Origin of the sequence: Stenotrophomonas maltophilia (assembly GCF_002799245.1) — a bacterium.
GTDB classification, from domain to species: Bacteria; Pseudomonadota; Gammaproteobacteria; order Xanthomonadales; family Xanthomonadaceae; genus Stenotrophomonas; species Stenotrophomonas maltophilia_S.
The window spans coordinates 190,265-207,766 of record NZ_NEQV01000005.1 but is presented as its reverse complement, the minus strand read 5'-3'; the positions used below and the strand labels follow the sequence as shown (position 1 = coordinate 207,766).

Sequence of the window (17,502 nt, the reverse complement as noted above, 5' to 3'; positions counted from 1 at the left end):
GACCTCCGGCAACCCCGTAGAATGGCGGGAATGCTCGATACCCTCGCCCAGCCCGTCAGTCACACGCTGGAAGTCAAACACAGCCGCTTCATTGCCCATGCCGCACCGATCGACGGCGCCACGGCGGCGGCGGCGTTCCTGCAACAGGTGGCGGTAGCCGACGCGACCCACAACTGCTGGGCCTACCGGCACGGCCAGGACTACCGCTCCAGTGACGATGGCGAGCCCGCCGGTACAGCCGGGCGGCCGATCCTGGCCGCGATCGATGGCCAGGGCTTCGACCGGGTGATGGTGGTGGTGACCCGCTGGTTCGGCGGTATCAAGCTGGGCGCCGGCGGACTGGTACGCGCCTACGGTGGTGCTGCCGCAGAGTGCCTGCGTACCGCTCCGCGCCTGCCGCTGGTGGCGATGGCCCGCCTGCAGCTGCGGGCCGGCTTCGAGGACCTGGGCACCCTGCACGCCACCCTGCCCGCCTTCGGCGCCGGGAAGCTCGATGAACAGTTTGATGCCAACGGCGTGTGCCTGCGGGCCGAATTGCCGGCCGATCAGGTCGATGCATTGAAAATCCGCCTTCGCGACGCCACCCGTGACCGTATCCGCATAGAAGACGACAACCAGGATGACTGACAAGGACGACGCCCCCGCCTCGACCCCGCCGCTGCGCCGCCTCGGCAGCCTGCGGACGTTGTGGCCGTTCGTGCGCCGCCATAGCGGGCTGTTCACTGCCTGGCTGCTGGCCCTGGCGGTGTCTTCGGCCGCCACGCTGAGCCTGCCCCCGGCCGTGAAGCAGATGATCGACCATGGCTTCACCAGCGGTGGCCAGATCAACCGTGCCTTCGCCCTGCTGATGCTGGTGGCGGTGGTGCTGGCACTGGCGACGGCCGCACGGTTCTTCTTCGTGTCGCTGCTGGGCGAAAAGGTCGTCGCCGACCTGCGCAGCCGCCTGTATGCACACCTGATCCAGCTCGGTGCCGGGTTCCATGACCGCAGCCGCAGCGGCGAACTGGTCTCTCGCCTGACCGCTGACAGCGAGCTGCTGCGCAGCGTGGTCGGCTCGACCATGTCAGTGGCCCTGCGCAGCAGCGTCACCGTGGTCGGCAGCCTGGCGATGCTGTTCGTCACCAGCCCGCGGCTGGCCGCGTGGTCGCTGCTCGGCATCCCGCTGGCGGTGCTTCCGATCATCATCGGCGCGCGCAAGCTGCGCACGGTTGCACGCAGCAGCCAGGACCGCATCGCCGACGCCAACAGCCTGGCCAGCGAGACGCTGGGCGCCGTGCGCACGGTGCAGGCGCATGCACGCGAGCCGTATGAGCGCGGACGCTTCGACAAGGCACTGGGCGATGCCATCGGTGCCGCGCGCCGCCGCATCGGCGCGCAATCGCTGGTTACTGCCAGCGCCATCCTGCTGGTGTTTGGCGCCATCGTCGGCGTGCTGTGGCTGGGCGCGCACGATGTCATCGACGGGCGCCTCAGTGCCGGCACGCTGGGCCAGTTCGTGCTGTACGCGCTGATCGGCGGCGGCTCGGTGGGCGCGTTGGCCGAAGTCTGGAACGAGCTGCAGCGTGCGGCCGGTGGCATGGGCCGCATCGGCGAGCTGCTGCAGGAAGACATCGAGATCCGTGCGCCGGCGCAGCCGCACGCACTGCCGCAACCACTACGCGGCGAAATCCAGTTCGACGACGTGGTGTTCCACTATCCGCAGCGCCCGGACCAGGCCGCGCTGGACCACTTCAACCTGCATGTCCGCCCCGGTGAGACCGTGGCCCTGGTCGGCCCGTCGGGCGCCGGCAAGAGCACGGTGCTGTCGATGCTGTTGCGCTTCCACGATCCGGCCAGCGGCCGCATCTGCGTGGATGGCATCGACGTGCGCCAGGTCGACCCGGCCGAACTGCGCGCGCAGCTGGCACTGGTACCGCAGCAACCGACGCTGTTCGCGGCCAGTGCGCGCGACAACATCCGCTACGGCCGGCTGCAGGCCAGCGACGCCGAGGTCGAGAATGCCGCCCGCGCAGCCGAGGCCGATGGTTTCCTGCGTGCGTTGCCGCAGGGCTACGACAGTGAGCTGGGCGAGCGCGGCGCACGCCTTTCCGGTGGCCAGCAGCAGCGAGTGGCGATTGCCCGCGCACTGCTGAAGGATGCGCCGATCCTGCTGCTGGACGAAGCGACCAGCGCGCTGGACGCGCAGAGCGAGCATGGCGTGCAGCAGGCGCTGGAGCGGCTGATGGCCGGCCGCACCACGCTGGTCATCGCCCATCGCCTGGCCACCGTGCTGAAGGCCGACCGCATCGTGGTGATGGACCAGGGCCGCATCGTGGCCGAGGGCACCCATGCGCAGCTGTTGGCCGAAGGCGGACTGTACGCTGAACTGGCACGACTGCAGTTCATCGATTGATGACGGCCGGCTAACATCGGCCGGACCAAGCTGGCCTCGCATCAGCCGCATCCGCTGAAGGAGGTACACGATGTCGTTCCGTCAGTTCCCTGCAGTCGACAGCCAAGGCGAAAGCCACATCATCATCGAGTTCAAGCCCGAGGCGAATGGCAGCGGGCACCACTCCGAAGCCACGCCACGCTATGAGCTCGACGACGGTCGCCTGCTGGTGCGCAATGGTCGCGAGTTCACCACCAGCGGCGGTGAGCTGAGGCTGACGATCTAGCCCACCGACGCGCTCCTGGCGGGTGCGTGTGCACGGACCTGCCGCTGCGCTCGCCGGGTATGGCGGCGGGGAGCCGTTGGGCATGGCTCGACGCTACAGAAAGGTGTGGCCAATTTTTGACCAACCATCTTGACAGCCTTTGCTGCCAAGGGCTGCACGCGGTTATCCACATGTTTGCTCAGAATCCATCCACACCGCCTGTGGATGAATGTGGTCAGCCGAGCACCCGCCCGATGCCGCTGGCGTCAACTTCAGCGGCCGCCCGGGTGATCGCCGCCGGATCGCTGCCGGCGATGAATCCGATGCGGAAATGCACTTCACCGCCGGGCGTGCGCGAGGAATGGATCGAAGCCAGGCTGATGCGATGCTGCTCGAACACGTTCAGCAGCTCACGCAGCGAGCCGGGCCGGTCTTCCGGCAGATGCACCGACAATGCATTGCGCTCGGTCAGGTCGGCCAGCAGATAACCCACGCGTTCGAACGTGTAGTTGCCGTCAGCCAGCGCCTGCTCGCCGAAGGCACTGCGATTGTCCGACAGCAGCCGCTCACGGAATGCAGCGCGTGCACCGTCGTCGCCCTGCCCCACCTGCGCCTGCAGGGCCTGCAGCTGGCCGACCAGGCGCTCCAGCATCGGCGCCACGTACGGGTTGCCGAACTGGATGTCTTCGTAGATCGCCGGGTTGAGCGACAGGATGCGCGAGATGATCGCCGTATCCAGCTCAAACGACGCTGAGCGATACGGCATCATCGCGGCCAGATCACCCAGCTGCGCCTGGTACTGGCGCAGCACGCCGGCCTGGGCCAGGTGAGTGGCATGCACCATCGCCTGCACCAGCGCCATCATCTGGTCGTGGTGCTGCGGGGTGGCCCGCACGCACTCGGCCTGCAGCGCCGTGCACAGCGTATCGACCCACGGCTGCCAGTGCTGCAGCCGCGCTTCGCAGACGACCATCACCCGGCCCTTCAGGGTCGGTGCCTTCGGCGGCGCGGTCATGGGATGCAGGCCGACCACTTCAGCCTGCGAGGCCAGCATGGCCTGCACCGGCGCCTCCTTCACCGAGGTCACATCCAGCCACAGCCTGCCCTGCTCGCGGCCCGCCGACTGCCGCACGTACTCGGCGATCAATGCCGGGGTATGCCGGATCGGCGCCGAGAACACCAGCACGTCGGCCTGCGCCAGCAGTTGTTCCGGCGTGTGCGAGCCCGGGTCCGCCGGATCATGGCCAATCACCTGCAGCTGCATGTGCTGCTGGAAGAAGCGGGTCAGCCAGCGCCCATAGGCGCCAGCGCTGCCGATGATGCCGACCGTGCGCGGCGTGCGTGGGTCCAGGCTGCTCATGCCACGCGTTCAGCGCGGAAGCGCGTTCCTTCGGCCAGCGCTGCCGGCGCGGCGGCGATCACGTCGAACTCCTCGAAGCCGTTGCCCAGGGTCGCCTCCAGCGCCGCATGGGTGCCGGCAATCGCGCGCGAAATCGCCTGCTGCATCGACTCGCCGCGCAGCAGGAACGACACCACCAGCGACATCAGCACATCACCTGTACCTGCCACGTCCACCGGCAGCAGAGGCGAGGTCCAGCGCCAGGTTTCCTCGCGGCCAACGGCCAGGGTCACCAGTTCACCGGGATTGCCGCCCACGCTGTGCGCGATCACCCAGTGCGGGCCACGGTCCAGCAGCGTGCGCGCGGCGGCGATGGCATCGGCCTCGGCCAGCGCAGGCATGCCGGTCAGGCGGTTCAGTTCAAAGGCGTTCGGTGTCACCAGCCAGGCATGCGGCAGCAGGCGCTCGGCGAAGATCGCTTCCAGGCCCGGTTCCACGTAGGGGCCCGTGTGGGTGTCACCGATCACCGGGTCCAGGCAGTAGCGCAGCTGCGGGCAGGCCGGCAGGATCCCGTCCAGCCAGTCGGCGAAGGCGGCACCGTTGGCCGTGCTGCCGAAGTAGCCGGACACCAGCATCTTCGCCCGTTGCGGCAGGCCACGTTCGCGGGTGCCGAGCAGCAGGTCGGCAAACCAGTCGACGGACAGCACGCGGCCACGCGTGGTGTCGTAGAACGGTGCATTGCTGAGCAGCACGGTCGGGACTTCCGCCACGCGCACACCGAGTGCACGCATTGGCGGTACAGCGGCGCTGTTGCCGGCGTGGCCGTAGACGAGTTGCGACTGGACCGAGATGACATCGATCGGCGACGGGCCATCCGGCCGCTGGCGGCGGCCGTGGACCAGGTGGTTATCAAGGGATTCGCTCATGGCCGCATTCTACGCCCGGCGAGGGGTTCGGCAGGGCTTGCAGCCCTGCACCTGCTCAATGCAACGGCAACGGCAACGGCAACGGCAAAAGCCAAAGCGGTATTCCATGAGTTGGCGGGGCGGTGTGGGTGGTCAGGACACGCCGTAAACCCATCCATGGGGGCTCGATGGCGCCATCCATGGCGCCAACGGTCCTGCCCACCCACACCGCCCCACCTTCGACAGGTTCACGCGGCTGTTGGTAACTGCGGCTGTTGTTCCGCGCGGCTGTTGGTAGGTGTCGACCTTGGTCGACACATCTGTCAGATATCGATACACAAAATGGGGTCAGATCCGTTTTCCGGAGGAAAACGGATCTGACCCCAAGAGCATTTCCGACACCGTCGAAGGCGGGGTGGGTCCGGTTGCAGGGGCGCGAGCGCCATGGATGGCGCGACCGAGCCTACAAGGACGTATTCACGGCGTCCCCGCAACCGGACCCACCCCGCCAACCCACGGATAGCCAGCTTCCGCTGTTGCTTCAGCTCTGGCTTATAGCAGGTGCAGGGCTGCAAGCCCTGCAAACCCACCCTCCCTCAGTGCGCAGGCCGCGACGGCGGCAGCCACGCCGCCACGATGCCCAGCAGCGGCAGGAACGCGGTCAGGTGGTAGACGTATTCGATGCTGGTCTTGTCCGCCAGCAGGCCGAGCACGGCCGCACCCAGCCCGCCCATGCCAAACGCAAACCCGAAGAACAGGCCGGAGACCATGCCGATGCGGTGCGGCATCATCTCCTGCGCGTACACCACGATCGCCGAGAACGCCGACGACAACACGAAACCGATCAGCACCGCCAGCACCGTGGTCCAGAACAGATCGGCATGCGGCAGCATCAATGCAAACGGCGCCACACCGAGGATCGAGGTCCAGATGATGGGCTTGCGGCCGATGCGGTCGCCCAGCGGGCCGCCGAGGAAGCCGCCAGCGGCGGACGCCACCAGGAACGCGAACAGGTGCAGCTGCGCCTGCGCCACCGGAATGCCGAAATGGTGGATCAGGTAGAAGGTGAAGTAGCTGCCGATGCTGGCCATGTAGAAGTACTTGCTGAAGATCAGCACCAGCAGGATCGCCAGCACCTTGGCCACGGTGCGCGGCGGGTGCCGCGGCGCCATCGCAGCCGTGCTGGCGGGGCGTGGCGTGCCCAGATGCAACGCGTACCAGCGGCCGACATAGGTCAGCAGGCCGATGCCGATCAGTGCGGCGCCGGCAAACCACGATGCGGCATGCTGGCCATACGGCACGATCACCGCAGCCGCGATCAGCGGGCCCAGCGCGGTACCGAAGTTGCCCCCCACCTGGAACACCGACTGCGCGAAACCATGGCGGCCGCCGGAGGCCAGCCGCGCGATGCGCGAGGCCTCCGGATGGAAGATCGCCGAGCCGATGCCGACCATTGCCGCAGCCATCAGCACCACCGCATAGTTCGGTGCGAAGCCGAGCAGCAGCATGCCGCACAAGGTCGAGGCCATGCCGATCGGCAGCGAATACGGCGCCGGGCGACGGTCGGTGGCCATGCCGATCAACGGCTGGAAGATGGAAGCGGTGAGCTGATAGGTCAGCGTGATCAGGCCGATCTGGGTGAAGCTGAGGTTGAAGCCCCCCTTGATCACCGGATAGATGGCCAGGATCAGCGATTGCATCATGTCGTTGACGACATGCGAAGTGGAGATGGCGGCCAGCACGCCGGGGGCTACCGGGCGCGAGGTCGTTGCGGGAGAAGCCAGGGTCGACATGGACGCAGTCAGGTTGGGGGCGAGCCACGCATGCTACGGTGACCTCCCCCTCCCTTCTGCCGCGTTCGGGTCATGGCCTATCGCAAAAAGGACACCCCCTGCCCGATCCGCGAGACTGCGCCGTGGAACGAGGTTCCGGTGCACCGCCCGGTGACCTGCCGCGCCCGCCATTACCCGCCCGGCACCCACATCGCCCCCCACCGGCATCGCCGTCACCAGCTGGTCTTCGCCATGTCCGGACTGATGGTGGTACGCGCCGAGGGGGGCCTCTGGGTGGTGCCCTCCACCCGCGCGATATGGGTCCCGGCCGGCATGGCGCATGCGGTGGACTGCATCGCCGAAGTGCACATGCGCAGCCTGTACGTGGAACCGGACTTCGCACCGCAACTGCCGGACGAGGCGTTCGCGGTACAGGTAGCGCCGCTGCTGCGCGAGCTGCTGCTGGCCGCCAGCCTGATCGAGACCGCGCATGTCGATGACAGCCGCGATGGCCGCGTGGTGCGCCTGCTGCTGGACGAGCTGCACCGCATGGACGTGCTGCCGCTGCACCTGCCCGCTCCCACCGACCCGCGCCTGCAGCGGATCTGCCACCACCTCCAGAAGCACCCCGGCGACGACGCCACGCTGCAGGACTGGGCGCAGGCGCTGCAGGTGGACGTGAAAACCATCCAGCGCCATTTCGCCAGCGAACTGGGCATGACCTTCGGACAGTGGCGGCAGCAGGCGCGGCTTCTGGCCGCCCTGGAGCGGCTGGCGGTCGGCGACAAGGTCATCGATGTGGCGCTGGCGATGGGTTACGACAGCCCCAGCGCGTTCACCAGCATGTTCAAACGGCAGCTGGGACAGACGCCGGCGGCGTTCTTCCGGTGATGCGTTGAACCGCATCCACGCATGGCGTGGATCTGCCGCAGCGCGGCATCGTCGGTAGTGCCGGGCCGCGCCCGGCGCCATGCAACAGGCGCCCACATACGAAAACGCCGGGCGATGCCCGGCGTTTTCGTTGAACGGCTTCCGCCGCCGGATCAGGACGTCATCCGGTCCCAGAAGCCCTTCACGCCATCAATGAAGGTGGCCGACTTCGGCGAATGCTTGCGCGCTTCCTCGCCGACGAAGGTGGCTTCGAACTGCTCCAGCAGCTTGCGCTGCTCGTTGGTGAGGTTGACCGGGGTCTCCACCACCACGCGGCAGTACAGGTCGCCTTCGCTGCGGCTGCGCACCGAACGCACGCCCTTGCCGCGCAGGCGGAACAGCTTGCCGGTCTGGGTCTCGGCCGGGATGCGGATCTCCGCCTCGCCGCCAAGGGTGGCCACGCGCACGGTGTCGCCCAGTGCCGCCTGCGAGATGCGGATCGGCACTTCGCAGTGCAGGTCGTCGCCATCGCGCTGGAAGATGTGGTGCTCGCGCACCCGCACTTCCACATACAGGTCACCCGGTGGCGTACCGGCCGGGCCGGCTTCACCTTCGCCCTGCAGGCGGATGCGGTCGCCGGTATCGACGCCCGCCGGCACCTTCACCGACAACACCTTGTCTTCCTCGACACGGCCGTTGCCGTGGCAGGTCTTGCAGGGCTTGGCGATGATCTGGCCGCGGCCGCCGCAGTTGTGGCAGGCCTGCTGCATGGCGAAGATGCCACGCTGGATGCGCACCTGGCCGCGGCCATGGCACACGTTGCAGGTCTCGACCTTGCCGTCTTCGGAGCCACTGCCATCGCAGTCGCCGCACTCGGCCAGCGTCGGGATCTCGATCCGGCGCTCGACGCCCCGGACCGCTTCTTCCAGGTCCAGCTCCATCACGTAGCCGATATCGGCACCGCGACGGGCCTGGCGCGGACCACCGCCGCCACCGCCAAAAATGTTGCCGAAGATATCGCCGAAGATATCGTTCATGTCCGGGCCACCCGGACCGCCGCCGCCCATGCCGTGCTCGAACGCGGCGTGGCCGTGGCTGTCGTACATGCGGCGCTTGTTGCCGTCGGACAGCACTTCGTAGGCTTCCTTGCACTCCTTGAAGGAGGCTTCGGCCGCCGCATCACCCGGGTTGCGGTCCGGGTGGAACTTCATCGCGCAGCGACGATAGGCCTTCTTCAGCTCTTCATCGGTGGCGGTGCGGGCAACGCCCAGCACTTCGTAGTAATCGCGCTTGCTCATATCGTGAATCTGGTTCCGGAAAGTCGGGATTCGTCAAAGCGGAAGAGCGGAACCAGGTCCGCTCTTGCGTCGGGCGCCCCGACACGCCGGTGGCGGCCAGGACCCTGATGCGACAACGGGACGCTGATGGCCAGCGTCCCGCGTCGGTCCGGATCAGGACTTCTTGTCGTCCTTGACTTCGGTGAACTCGGCATCGACCACGTCGTCGTTGCCCTTGCCGGCGTTGCCGGCGTCGGCACCCGGGGCACCGCCCTGGTCGGCCGAAGCGGCGGCGAACAGCGACTGGCCAGCTTCTTCCAGCACCTTCGACTTGGCTTCGATCTGCGCCTTGTCGTCACCCTTCATCGCGGTTTCCAGGTCGGCCAGTGCCGCCTCGACCTTGCCGATGACATCGCCGCCGACCTTGCTGCCGTGCTCGGTGATGGCGCTGCGGGTGCCGTGGATCAGGGCGTCGGCCTGGTTGCGGGCCTGCACCAGCTCCTGGAACTTCTTGTCTTCTTCGCGGTTGGCTTCCGCGTCGGCGACCATGCGCGCGATCTCTTCCTCGGACAGGCCCGAACCGGCCTTGATCTCGACCTTCTGTTCCTTGTTGGTCTTCTTGTCCTTGGCCGACACATGCAGGATGCCGTTGGCGTCGATGTCGAAGGACACTTCCACCTGCGGCAGGCCACGCGGGGCCGGCTCGATGCCGGACAGGTCGAACTTGGCCAGCGACTTGTTGAAGCGGGCCTGTTCGCGCTCACCCTGCAGCACGTGCACGGTCACGGCCGACTGGTTGTCTTCGGCGGTGGAGAACACCTGCGACGCCTTGGTCGGGATGGTGGTGTTCTTCTCGATGATCTTGGTGAACACGCCGCCCATGGTCTCGATGCCCAGCGACAGCGGGGTCACGTCCAGCAGCAGCACGTCCTTGACGTCGCCGCCCAGCACGCCGCCCTGGATCGCCGCACCCAGTGCCACGGCTTCGTCCGGGTTGACGTCCTTGCGCGGTTCCTTGCCGAAGAACTCGGTCACCGCCTGCTGCACCTTCGGCATGCGGGTCTGGCCACCGACCAGGATCACTTCGCTGATGTCGCTCGAACGCAGGCCGGCATCGTTCAGGGCGACGCGGCACGGCTCGATCGACTTCTTGATCAGGTCTTCCACCAGCGCTTCCAGCTTGGCGCGGGTCAGCTTGATGTTCAGGTGCTTCGGGCCCGACGCGTCAGCGGTGACGTACGGCAGGTTCACTTCGGTCTGCTGGGCGCTGGACAGCTCGATCTTGGCGCGCTCGGCGGCGTCCTTCAGGCGCTGCAGGGCCAGCGGATCCTTGCGCAGGTCGATGCCCTGGTCCTTGTTGAATTCTTCAACCAGGTACTCGATGACGCGGTTGTCGAAGTCTTCGCCGCCCAGGAAGGTGTCGCCGTTGGTGGCCAGCACTTCGAACTGCTTCTCGCCGTCGACATTGGCGATCTCGATCACCGAGACGTCGAAGGTGCCGCCGCCCAGGTCGTACACCACGATCTTGCGATCCTTGTTGTCGCCCTTGTCCAGGCCATAGGCCAGCGCGGCCGCGGTCGGCTCGTTGATGATGCGCTTGACGTCCAGACCGGCGATGCGGCCGGCGTCCTTGGTCGCCTGGCGCTGGCTGTCGTTGAAGTAGGCCGGCACGGTGATGACCGCTTCGGTGACCTTCTCACCGAGGAAGTCCTCGGCGGTCTTCTTCATCTTCTCCAGCACCTTGGCCGAGATTTCCTGCGGGGCCATCTTCTTGCCATCGCTGGTCGACACCCAGGCATCGCCATTGTCATGGGCCAGGATGCCGTACGGGACGTGGGCGATGTCCTTCTGCACTTCGGCGTCGGTGAACTTGCGGCCGATCAGGCGCTTCACCGCGTAGAAGGTGTTCTTGGGGTTGGTGACGGCCTGGCGCTTGGCCGAGGCGCCCACCAGGACTTCGCCGTCCTTGGTGTAGGCGACGATCGACGGGGTGGTGCGATCGCCTTCCGAATTCTCGATGACGCGGGCCTTGCCGCCGTCCATGATCGCCACGCACGAGTTGGTGGTGCCGAGGTCGATACCAATGATCTTGCCCATGGGGGAGACTCCTGAGGATGCTTGTTGGGGTCAGTCCGGCCGTTCGGCCGGTGGATGAATACGATGTGGGGGAGGCTCGTGGAACATTCAAGCCATCTCCCGAACGCTGTGTTCAGCGCCTGGAAAACCTTGCCAGGCATGGCCTGGCACTACCGGGGCCGGGCATCGCCCGGCCCGGTCAATCAGTCGGCGGCCACCACCACCAGCGCCGGCCGCAGCAGGCGCTCGTTGAGCAGGTAGCCCTTCTGGAACACGGTCACCACGGTGCCGGGAGCGGCGCCCGGGGCCGGCACCTGGCTGATGGCCTGGTGGTGTTCCGGGTTGAACGGCTGGCCGGTCGGGTCCAGCAGGACCAGGCCATTGTCGGCAGCAACCTTCAGCAGCTGCTTGTAGGTCAGCTCCAGGCCCTCGCGCAGCGGATGCGGGTCGTCGCCGGCCGCCTTCAGGCCGGCATCCAGGCTGTCGAATACCGGCAGCAGCTCGCCCAGCAGCTTCTCGTTGGCGAACTTGCGGGCCTGGTCGATGTCACGGGCCACGCGCTTGCGCTGGTTCTCCAGGTCGGCGCGCTCACGCAGCGCATCGGCCCTGACCTGTTCAACTTCGGCGCGCAGGCGTTCCACTTCGTCGTTGACGCCAGTGGCGGCAGCCGCATCGGCGGCACTCTGCTGGGATTCGATATCTGGATGTTCGTGGTTCATGTCTGGGTCCCTGGCGGTCAATCTCCGCCTCCACCCACCCTAGTATGGGCGGGATACTGCGTTTCAAGCGTCGGATGTTCCGGGAGTGCGCCTGGCCGGTGAAAAGGCCGCGCCAAGCACATCGGCGGTGGCCTGGACCAGCGGGATCACGCGGTCGTAGGCCATCCGCTTGGGGCCGATCACGCCCAGCACGCCCAGCACCTGGCCATTGGCGGTATACGGGGCGGTGACCAGCGAGACGCCCTGCAGCGGCATCATTCCGGTCTCCTCGCCGATGAAGATGCGCACGCCCGGGGCCTGGATGGTCCGTTCCAGCAGCTGCAGGATCTCGCGCTTGCTGGAAAACAGCTCGAACAGTTCACGCAGGCGCTCCAGGTCGGACAGGTCCTGCACCCCCATCAACCGGGTCTGGCCCGCCACCAGCATGTCGTCGGCCGCCGGCTGCAGGGCCTGCTCGGCCAGCTCGATGCTGTGCGCCAGCAGCTGCTCCAGCTCGGAGCGTGCGTCGCGCAGTTCCAGCAGCAGGCGGGTGCGGATCTCGGCCATCGGCAGGCCGGCGAAATGCGCATTGAGGTAGTTGGCGACCTGCTCCAGCTGGCCCGGCGCGAACTCCTGGCGGGTCTCGATGACGCGGTTCTGCACCTCGTTGTCGGCAAACACCAGGATCGCCAGCACCCGCCGCCCGTCCAGCGCCACGAAATCGATCTGGCGGAACGCAAACTGCTCGCGCCGCGGCGCGCTGACCACGCCGACGAAGTGGCTCATCGCCGACAGCAGCTCCGAAGCGCTGCCGAGCAGGGCCTGGGTACTCCCGCCTCCGGCCAGCTCCTGGCGCAACCGGGCCAGTTCGCCCTCACCCGGCGGCTGCATCTGCAACAGGCTGTCAACGAACACCCGGTAGCCGTGCGCGGTCGGAACGCGCCCGGCCGAGGTATGCGGCGAGGCGAGCAGTCCCAGGTCCTCCAGGTCGCCAAGGATGTTGCGGATGGTGGCCGGGCTGACCTCCAGGCCGGCCACGCGCGCCAGCGTCTGCGAGCCGACCGGCTCGCCGTCCTGGATGTAACGCGCGATCAGCGTGCGCAGCAGATGGCGCGCACGCGGGGCAAGCTGGTCGGGAGAACCGTGCATGGAATCAACCTGTGAGACACGGACACTAGATAATGGCGGCGCCTCGCCTTGGCAAGTCATTGGACCTCCTGCGCCCGCGTGCTAGCTTTGCGCGGCTGCTGACACCCCCTTACCCATGCTCAGACATCTTTCGATCAAGGATTTCGCCGTCGTCCGCGCCACCGAACTGGAGTTCGGGCCAGGCATGACCGTGGTTTCAGGCGAGACCGGCGCCGGCAAGTCGCTGATGGTCGACGCGCTGGGCTTCCTGTCCGGCCTGCGCGCCGACAGCGGCGTGGTCCGCCACGGTGCCGCGCGCGCCGAGCTTTCGGCCGAGTTCGCGCTGGACCAGCTGCAGGCCGCGCGCCAGTGGCTGGCCGACAACGAGCTGGACGACGAGGAACAATGCCAGCTGCGTCGCGTGATCCGCGCCGACGGTGGCTCGCGGGCCTGGATCAATGGCCGCCCGGTGACCCTGGCACAGCTGGGCGACCTGGCCTCGCTGCTGGTGGAAATCCACGGCCAGCACGAGCAGCAGGCCCTGCTGGCGCGCCCGTCGCAGCTGGCCCTGCTCGACGCCTACGCCGGCAACGAGGACGAGCGCCGCCAGGTGCGTCGCGCCGCCGCGGCCTGGCAGGCGCTGGTCGATGAGTCGCTGGCGCTGTCACAACAGGGTGACGTCACTGACCGGATCGGCTTCCTGGAACACCAGCTGCGCGAACTGGACCGCGAAGACCTGGAGCCGGAGTCGATCGTTGCACTCGGTGCCAGCCATCGCCGCCAGGCCCACGCCAGCGCCCTGCTGAGCGCCTGCCAGGCGGCCAGCAACCAGCTCAACGGTGACGACGGCAGTTCCGCGCTGGACCTGCTGCAGCAGGTGCGTCACGAGCTGTCGCGCCTGATCGAGCACGACCCGCGCCTGGGCGAGGTGGACGGCCTGATCGAGAACGCCTCGATCCAGCTGCACGAGGCCCTGTCGCTGCTGGATCGGGTGCATGACGACCTCGACGCCGACCCGGAACAGTTCGAGGAGAACGAGCGCCGTCTCGGTCGCCTGCACGACCTGGCCCGCAAGCACCGCGTGCCGATGGACGAACTGGGCGCGCAGCGCGAGCGCATGCATGCCGAAGTGGAGCAGCTGCGTGGCGCCGATGAACGCCTGCAGCGCCTGGCCGGCGAGATCGACAAGGCCGCCGCCGCCTGGCGGGTACAGGCCGAAGTGCTGACCGCCAGCCGTCGCAGCGCCGCTGCCGAACTGTCGGCCACCACCACCGGCATCATCGCCGAGCTGGGCATGGGTGGCGGCCAGTTCCTGATCGAGCTGGAGCCGCAGGACACTGGCAAACCCGATCCGCAGGGTGCCGAACGCGTGGAGTTCCTGGTGGCGGCCAACGCCGGCCAGCCGCCACGTGCACTGCGCAAGGTGGCCTCGGGCGGTGAACTGTCACGCATCTCGCTGGCCATCGAAGTGGCCGCACTGGACCTGGATGCGGTGCCGACCATGGTGTTCGACGAAGTCGACTCCGGCATCGGCGGCGCGGTGGCCGACATCGTCGGCCAGAAGCTGCGCGCGCTCGGCGAGAAGCGCCAGGTACTGTGCGTGACCCACCTGCCGCAGGTCGCCTCCAAGGGCCATGCCCATTACCGGGTCAGCAAGGCCCCGGTGGAAGGCATGACCCAGAGCGCCGTGGAAAAGCTGGACAGCAAGGCACGCGAGGAAGAGCTGGCACGCATGCTTGGCGGCGTGGAAGTGAGCAAGGAAGCGCGCGCCGCCGCGCGCAAGCTGCTGCAGGCCTGAGGCCCGTGGAGCCGAGCATGGGCTCGGCTCTACACGTCGGTTTCTCATGTTGAGCCGAGCCCATGCTCGGCTTCCGCGCGGTAGTGCCGGCCGCTGGCCGGCAGCGCGCCACAGGTGGATGAAGATCATGAGGTTGCCGGCCAGCGGCCGGCACTACCCCAGCGGCCGCGCCAGATCCACCTTTTCCACCAGGAAATCGAGAAACGCACGCACCCGCAGCGGCAGGTATCCGCCCTGCCCCAGGAACACCGCGTGCACCTCTTCCAGGTCACCCGGGTTGGCCTCTTCGAGCACCGGCAGCAGGCGCCCGGCGGCGATGTCCTCCTGCACCTGGTAGGTCGCCAGCCGCGCCATGCCCAGGCCACCCAGCACCAGCTGACGCAGTGCGTTGCCATTGCTGGCGCGGGCGTTGCCACTGGGCAGCAGCATCCGTTCGCGCCCCTCCTGCAGCAGCGGCCAGCCCTGCATCGCGCGCGCATGGCCGATGTCCAGCCGATTGTGCGACTGCAGTTCCTCGGCGCTGCGCGGCAGCCCATGCCGCTGCGCGTAGGCCGGCGCGGCCACGATCATCATCCGCGTCGCGCCCAGACGTCGCGCCACCAGGCTGGAGCTCTTCAGCGGCCCGGCCCGCACCGCCACGTCGGTACGCTGCTCAAGCAGGTCGATCACCTCGTCGTTGAGGGTCAGGTCCACGCCCACCTGCGGGTTGCGGTCGAGGAACGCCGGCAGCAGCGGCAACAGGAAATGCTGGCCGAACGGCACGTTGGAATTGACCCGCAGCCGCCCGCGCGGTTCGGCGTGGGCACTGGCGCAGCGCTCGGCCTCCTCCAGGTCGGCCAGCACGCGCAGGCCACGTTCGTAGAACGCGCAACCTTCCGGGGTCAGCTGCAACTGGCGGGTGGAGCGTTGCAACAGGCGCGTGCCCAGCCGCTGCTCCAGCCGGGCCACCAGCTTGCTCACCGCCGAGGGCGTCATGTCCAGCGTGCGGGCCGCGGCGGAAAAGCCGCCGGTCTCGATCACCCGTACGAATACTTCCAGTTCGCCGGATCGGTTGATGTCGGGTCGCGCCATGGCGATGAATCCAGTTCACAGATGATTATCCATGCGCAGTCTAGTTCACAGGTGGTGGCGGAATCACCATGGCCGTCCCTCCACCCGGGACCCTCCGATGAACCGCCTGAGCCAGCTCACCACCACCGCCCTGCTTGCCCTGTCCGGCGCGGCCAGTGCCGCATCCGCCCCGCACTGGGTCGCCAGCTGGCAGGCCAGCCCGCAACCGGTCTGGGACGCGGACTTCCTGTTCCCGACCCGGGTACCGGCCACGCTGCAAGACCAGACCTTCCGCCAGACGGCGCGCATCAGCCTGGGCGGGCCTCGGCTGCGGGTGCGGCTGAGCAACGCCTACGGCACCCGGCCGCTGCGGATCGGGGCCGCCAGCGTAGCCGCTCGCGCCGGTGCCGCCCCGCAGCCGCTCAGCTTCGACGGCCGGCCCGGCGTGTTGATCGGCCCAGGCCAGGAACGGCTGAGCGATCCGCTGCCACTGGCCACGGAAGACCGGCAGGCGTTGCAGGTCAGCGTGTTCGTGCCGGGGCCGGCAACCGTCCAGACCTTCCATTGGGAAGGCCGCCAGACCAGCTGGATCGCGCCCGGCGACCAGAGCCGGGCCCAGGCCCTGAGCGCAGCCAGCAGCACCACCGCCCGCCTGTTCCTGGCCGGCATCGAGGTCGAGGCCGACGCCAGCGCGCGCAGCGTGGTGGTGATCGGCGATTCGATCACCGACGGTGCCACTGCCAGCCTCGACCAGGACCAGCGCTGGACTGACCACCTGGCCGCGCGCCTGGCACCGCGCGGTGTCGCCGTGGTCAACGCAGGCATCTCCGGCGGCCGACTGCTGCGCGACGGCATGGGCAGGTCTGTCCTTGCCCGGTTCCAGCGCGACGCGCTGGAGCAGCCCGGCGTGGCCAGCGTGATCGTGCTGATCGGTATCAACGACATCAGCTGGCCCGGCACCGCGTTCGCCCGGGGCCAGGCCCGGCCCACGCTGAGCGAGCTGCAGGCGGGGTATCGCGCCCTCGCAGAACGGGCCCGCCGCCGAGGTGTGCGGATCGTGGGCGCCACCCTGCCGCCGTTCGCCGGCGCCCTGCCCGGCACGCCGCTGGACGACTACTACACTCCGGGCAAGGACGCCCTGCGCCAGAAGCTCAATGCCTGGCTGCGGGCGGACAGCCCGTTCGATGCAGTGATCGACCTCGACGCGGCACTGCGCGACCCGGCCGATCCGTCACGGATGGCCGCCACCTACGATTCCGGTGATCACCTGCACCCGGGCGATGCGGGCCACCGGGCCATGGCCGAGGCGGTGGACCTGGATGCGCTGCTTGGAGGTCAGGGGTCAGATCCCTTTCCCGTGGGAAAAGGGATCTGACCCCAATGAGGTCGGCGGGGTCGGATCCCTTTGCGCCAGCAAAGGGATCTGACCCCAGCATCAGGCCCATCAACGAAAAACCCCGGGCAAGGCCCGGGGTTTCGTGGCATCCAGCTGGCCGCAACGGCTTACTTGCGCTTCTTGCGCACGTACAGCACCAGCGAGTGCTCTTCCAGTTCGTAGCCGTGGTCGGCTGCGATCTTGCGCTGCAGCTCCTCGATCTCGTGGCTTTCAAACTCGATGATCTTGCCGCTGTCGACGTCGACCATGTGGTCGTGGTGGCCGCCGCGGTCCAGCTCGTAGACGGCCTGGCCGCCTTCGAAATTGTGCTTGAGCACGAGGCCGGCGGCCTCGAACTGGGTCAGCACCCGGTACACCGTGGCCAGGCCGATCTCGTCGCCATGCTCCAGCAGCTGGCGGTAGATGTCTTCGGCGGTCATGTGGTGCTGGGCATTGCGCTGCTCGAGCAGCGCCAGGATCCGCATCCGCGGATGGGTCACCTTCAGGCCGACTTTACGCAGGTCGTGGGTTTCCATAGGTCTCCGTTCATTGGCGATTTAGCGCCAGCTGCCTCGGAT

15 protein-coding genes are annotated in these 17,502 nt (G+C 67.8%); 6 read left to right on the top strand and 9 right to left on the bottom strand.

Going from position 1 to position 17,502, the window contains the following annotated elements; translation table 11 throughout:
- Positions 1-30 precede the first annotated feature (30 nt).
- The 3 genes from B9Y64_RS15915 to B9Y64_RS15905 all read left to right on the top strand — a co-directional run bounded on the left by B9Y64_RS15915 (position 31) and on the right by B9Y64_RS15905 (position 2,657).
- The gene (locus B9Y64_RS15915; RefSeq protein WP_100441753.1) at positions 31-627 is read left to right on the top strand and encodes an IMPACT family protein; all 597 of its coding nucleotides are present in this window, start codon (positions 31-33) and stop codon (positions 625-627) included.
- Positions 620-2,392 carry an ABC transporter transmembrane domain-containing protein gene (locus B9Y64_RS15910; RefSeq protein ID WP_100441542.1) on the top strand — a complete coding sequence of 591 codons (1,773 nt, stop codon included), beginning with the start codon at positions 620-622 and terminating at the stop codon, positions 2,390-2,392. Before B9Y64_RS15915 ends, B9Y64_RS15910 begins: the two co-directional genes overlap by 8 nt.
- 70 nt (positions 2,393-2,462) lie before the next feature.
- Entirely contained in the window at positions 2,463-2,657 is a 195-nt protein-coding gene (locus B9Y64_RS15905; protein WP_100441541.1) for a hypothetical protein, read from the top strand.
- A 214-nt stretch (positions 2,658-2,871) separates the two neighbouring features.
- On the opposite strand, the gene B9Y64_RS15900 is transcribed toward B9Y64_RS15905, so the two are convergent.
- The 3 genes from B9Y64_RS15900 to B9Y64_RS15890 form a co-directional block, all read right to left on the bottom strand.
- Entirely contained in the window at positions 2,872-3,996 is a 1,125-nt protein-coding gene (locus B9Y64_RS15900) for a prephenate dehydrogenase (protein WP_100441540.1), read from the bottom strand.
- Positions 3,993-4,901 (bottom strand): pyridoxal kinase, encoded by a 909-nt coding sequence (pdxY, locus tag B9Y64_RS15895; RefSeq protein WP_100441539.1) that lies wholly within the window; start codon positions 4,899-4,901, stop codon positions 3,993-3,995. Before pdxY ends, B9Y64_RS15900 begins: the two co-directional genes overlap by 4 nt.
- A gap of 575 nt (positions 4,902-5,476) precedes the next feature.
- Positions 5,477-6,673 carry an MFS transporter gene (locus B9Y64_RS15890; protein WP_100441538.1) on the bottom strand — a complete coding sequence of 399 codons (1,197 nt, stop codon included), beginning with the start codon at positions 6,671-6,673 and terminating at the stop codon, positions 5,477-5,479.
- 72 nt (positions 6,674-6,745) lie between these two features.
- Here B9Y64_RS15890 and B9Y64_RS15885 point away from each other — a divergent pair, with 72 nt between their 5' ends.
- Complete coding sequence (locus B9Y64_RS15885; protein WP_100441537.1) at positions 6,746-7,543, top strand: AraC family transcriptional regulator; 798 nt, start codon at positions 6,746-6,748, stop codon at positions 7,541-7,543.
- A 152-nt stretch (positions 7,544-7,695) separates the two neighbouring features.
- On the opposite strand, the gene dnaJ is transcribed toward B9Y64_RS15885, so the two are convergent.
- From dnaJ to hrcA, 4 genes are all read right to left on the bottom strand, one after another.
- The gene (dnaJ, locus tag B9Y64_RS15880) at positions 7,696-8,820 is read right to left on the bottom strand and encodes a molecular chaperone DnaJ (RefSeq protein ID WP_100441536.1); all 1,125 of its coding nucleotides are present in this window, start codon (positions 8,818-8,820) and stop codon (positions 7,696-7,698) included.
- Positions 8,821-8,973: 153 nt separating this feature from the next.
- Positions 8,974-10,896 carry a molecular chaperone DnaK gene (gene dnaK, locus B9Y64_RS15875; RefSeq protein WP_100441535.1) on the bottom strand — a complete coding sequence of 641 codons (1,923 nt, stop codon included), beginning with the start codon at positions 10,894-10,896 and terminating at the stop codon, positions 8,974-8,976.
- Positions 10,897-11,078: 182 nt separating this feature from the next.
- On the bottom strand, positions 11,079-11,594 hold the full coding sequence (gene grpE, locus B9Y64_RS15870; RefSeq protein WP_100441534.1) for a nucleotide exchange factor GrpE: 516 nt from the start codon (positions 11,592-11,594) through the stop codon (positions 11,079-11,081).
- Positions 11,595-11,657: 63 nt separating this feature from the next.
- Complete coding sequence (gene hrcA / locus B9Y64_RS15865) at positions 11,658-12,722, bottom strand: heat-inducible transcriptional repressor HrcA (RefSeq protein ID WP_100441533.1); 1,065 nt, start codon at positions 12,720-12,722, stop codon at positions 11,658-11,660.
- A 115-nt stretch (positions 12,723-12,837) separates the two neighbouring features.
- Here hrcA and recN point away from each other — a divergent pair, with 115 nt between their 5' ends.
- On the top strand, positions 12,838-14,499 hold the full coding sequence (gene recN, locus B9Y64_RS15860) for a DNA repair protein RecN (protein ID WP_100441532.1): 1,662 nt from the start codon (positions 12,838-12,840) through the stop codon (positions 14,497-14,499).
- 153 nt (positions 14,500-14,652) lie between these two features.
- Here the strand turns inward: recN and B9Y64_RS15855 are convergent, their stop codons facing one another.
- A complete protein-coding gene (locus tag B9Y64_RS15855; protein WP_100441531.1) occupies positions 14,653-15,570 on the bottom strand; it encodes a LysR family transcriptional regulator in 918 nt (305 codons plus the stop codon).
- 97 nt (positions 15,571-15,667) lie between these two features.
- On the opposite strand from B9Y64_RS15855, the gene B9Y64_RS15850 reads away from it, so the two are divergent.
- The gene (locus B9Y64_RS15850) at positions 15,668-16,924 is read left to right on the top strand and encodes an SGNH/GDSL hydrolase family protein (protein ID WP_100441530.1); all 1,257 of its coding nucleotides are present in this window, start codon (positions 15,668-15,670) and stop codon (positions 16,922-16,924) included.
- Between the two features lie 128 nt (positions 16,925-17,052).
- Here B9Y64_RS15850 and fur read toward each other — a convergent pair whose 3' ends face one another.
- The gene (gene fur / locus B9Y64_RS15845) at positions 17,053-17,460 is read right to left on the bottom strand and encodes a ferric iron uptake transcriptional regulator (protein ID WP_005409235.1); all 408 of its coding nucleotides are present in this window, start codon (positions 17,458-17,460) and stop codon (positions 17,053-17,055) included.
- Positions 17,461-17,502 lie beyond the last annotated feature (42 nt).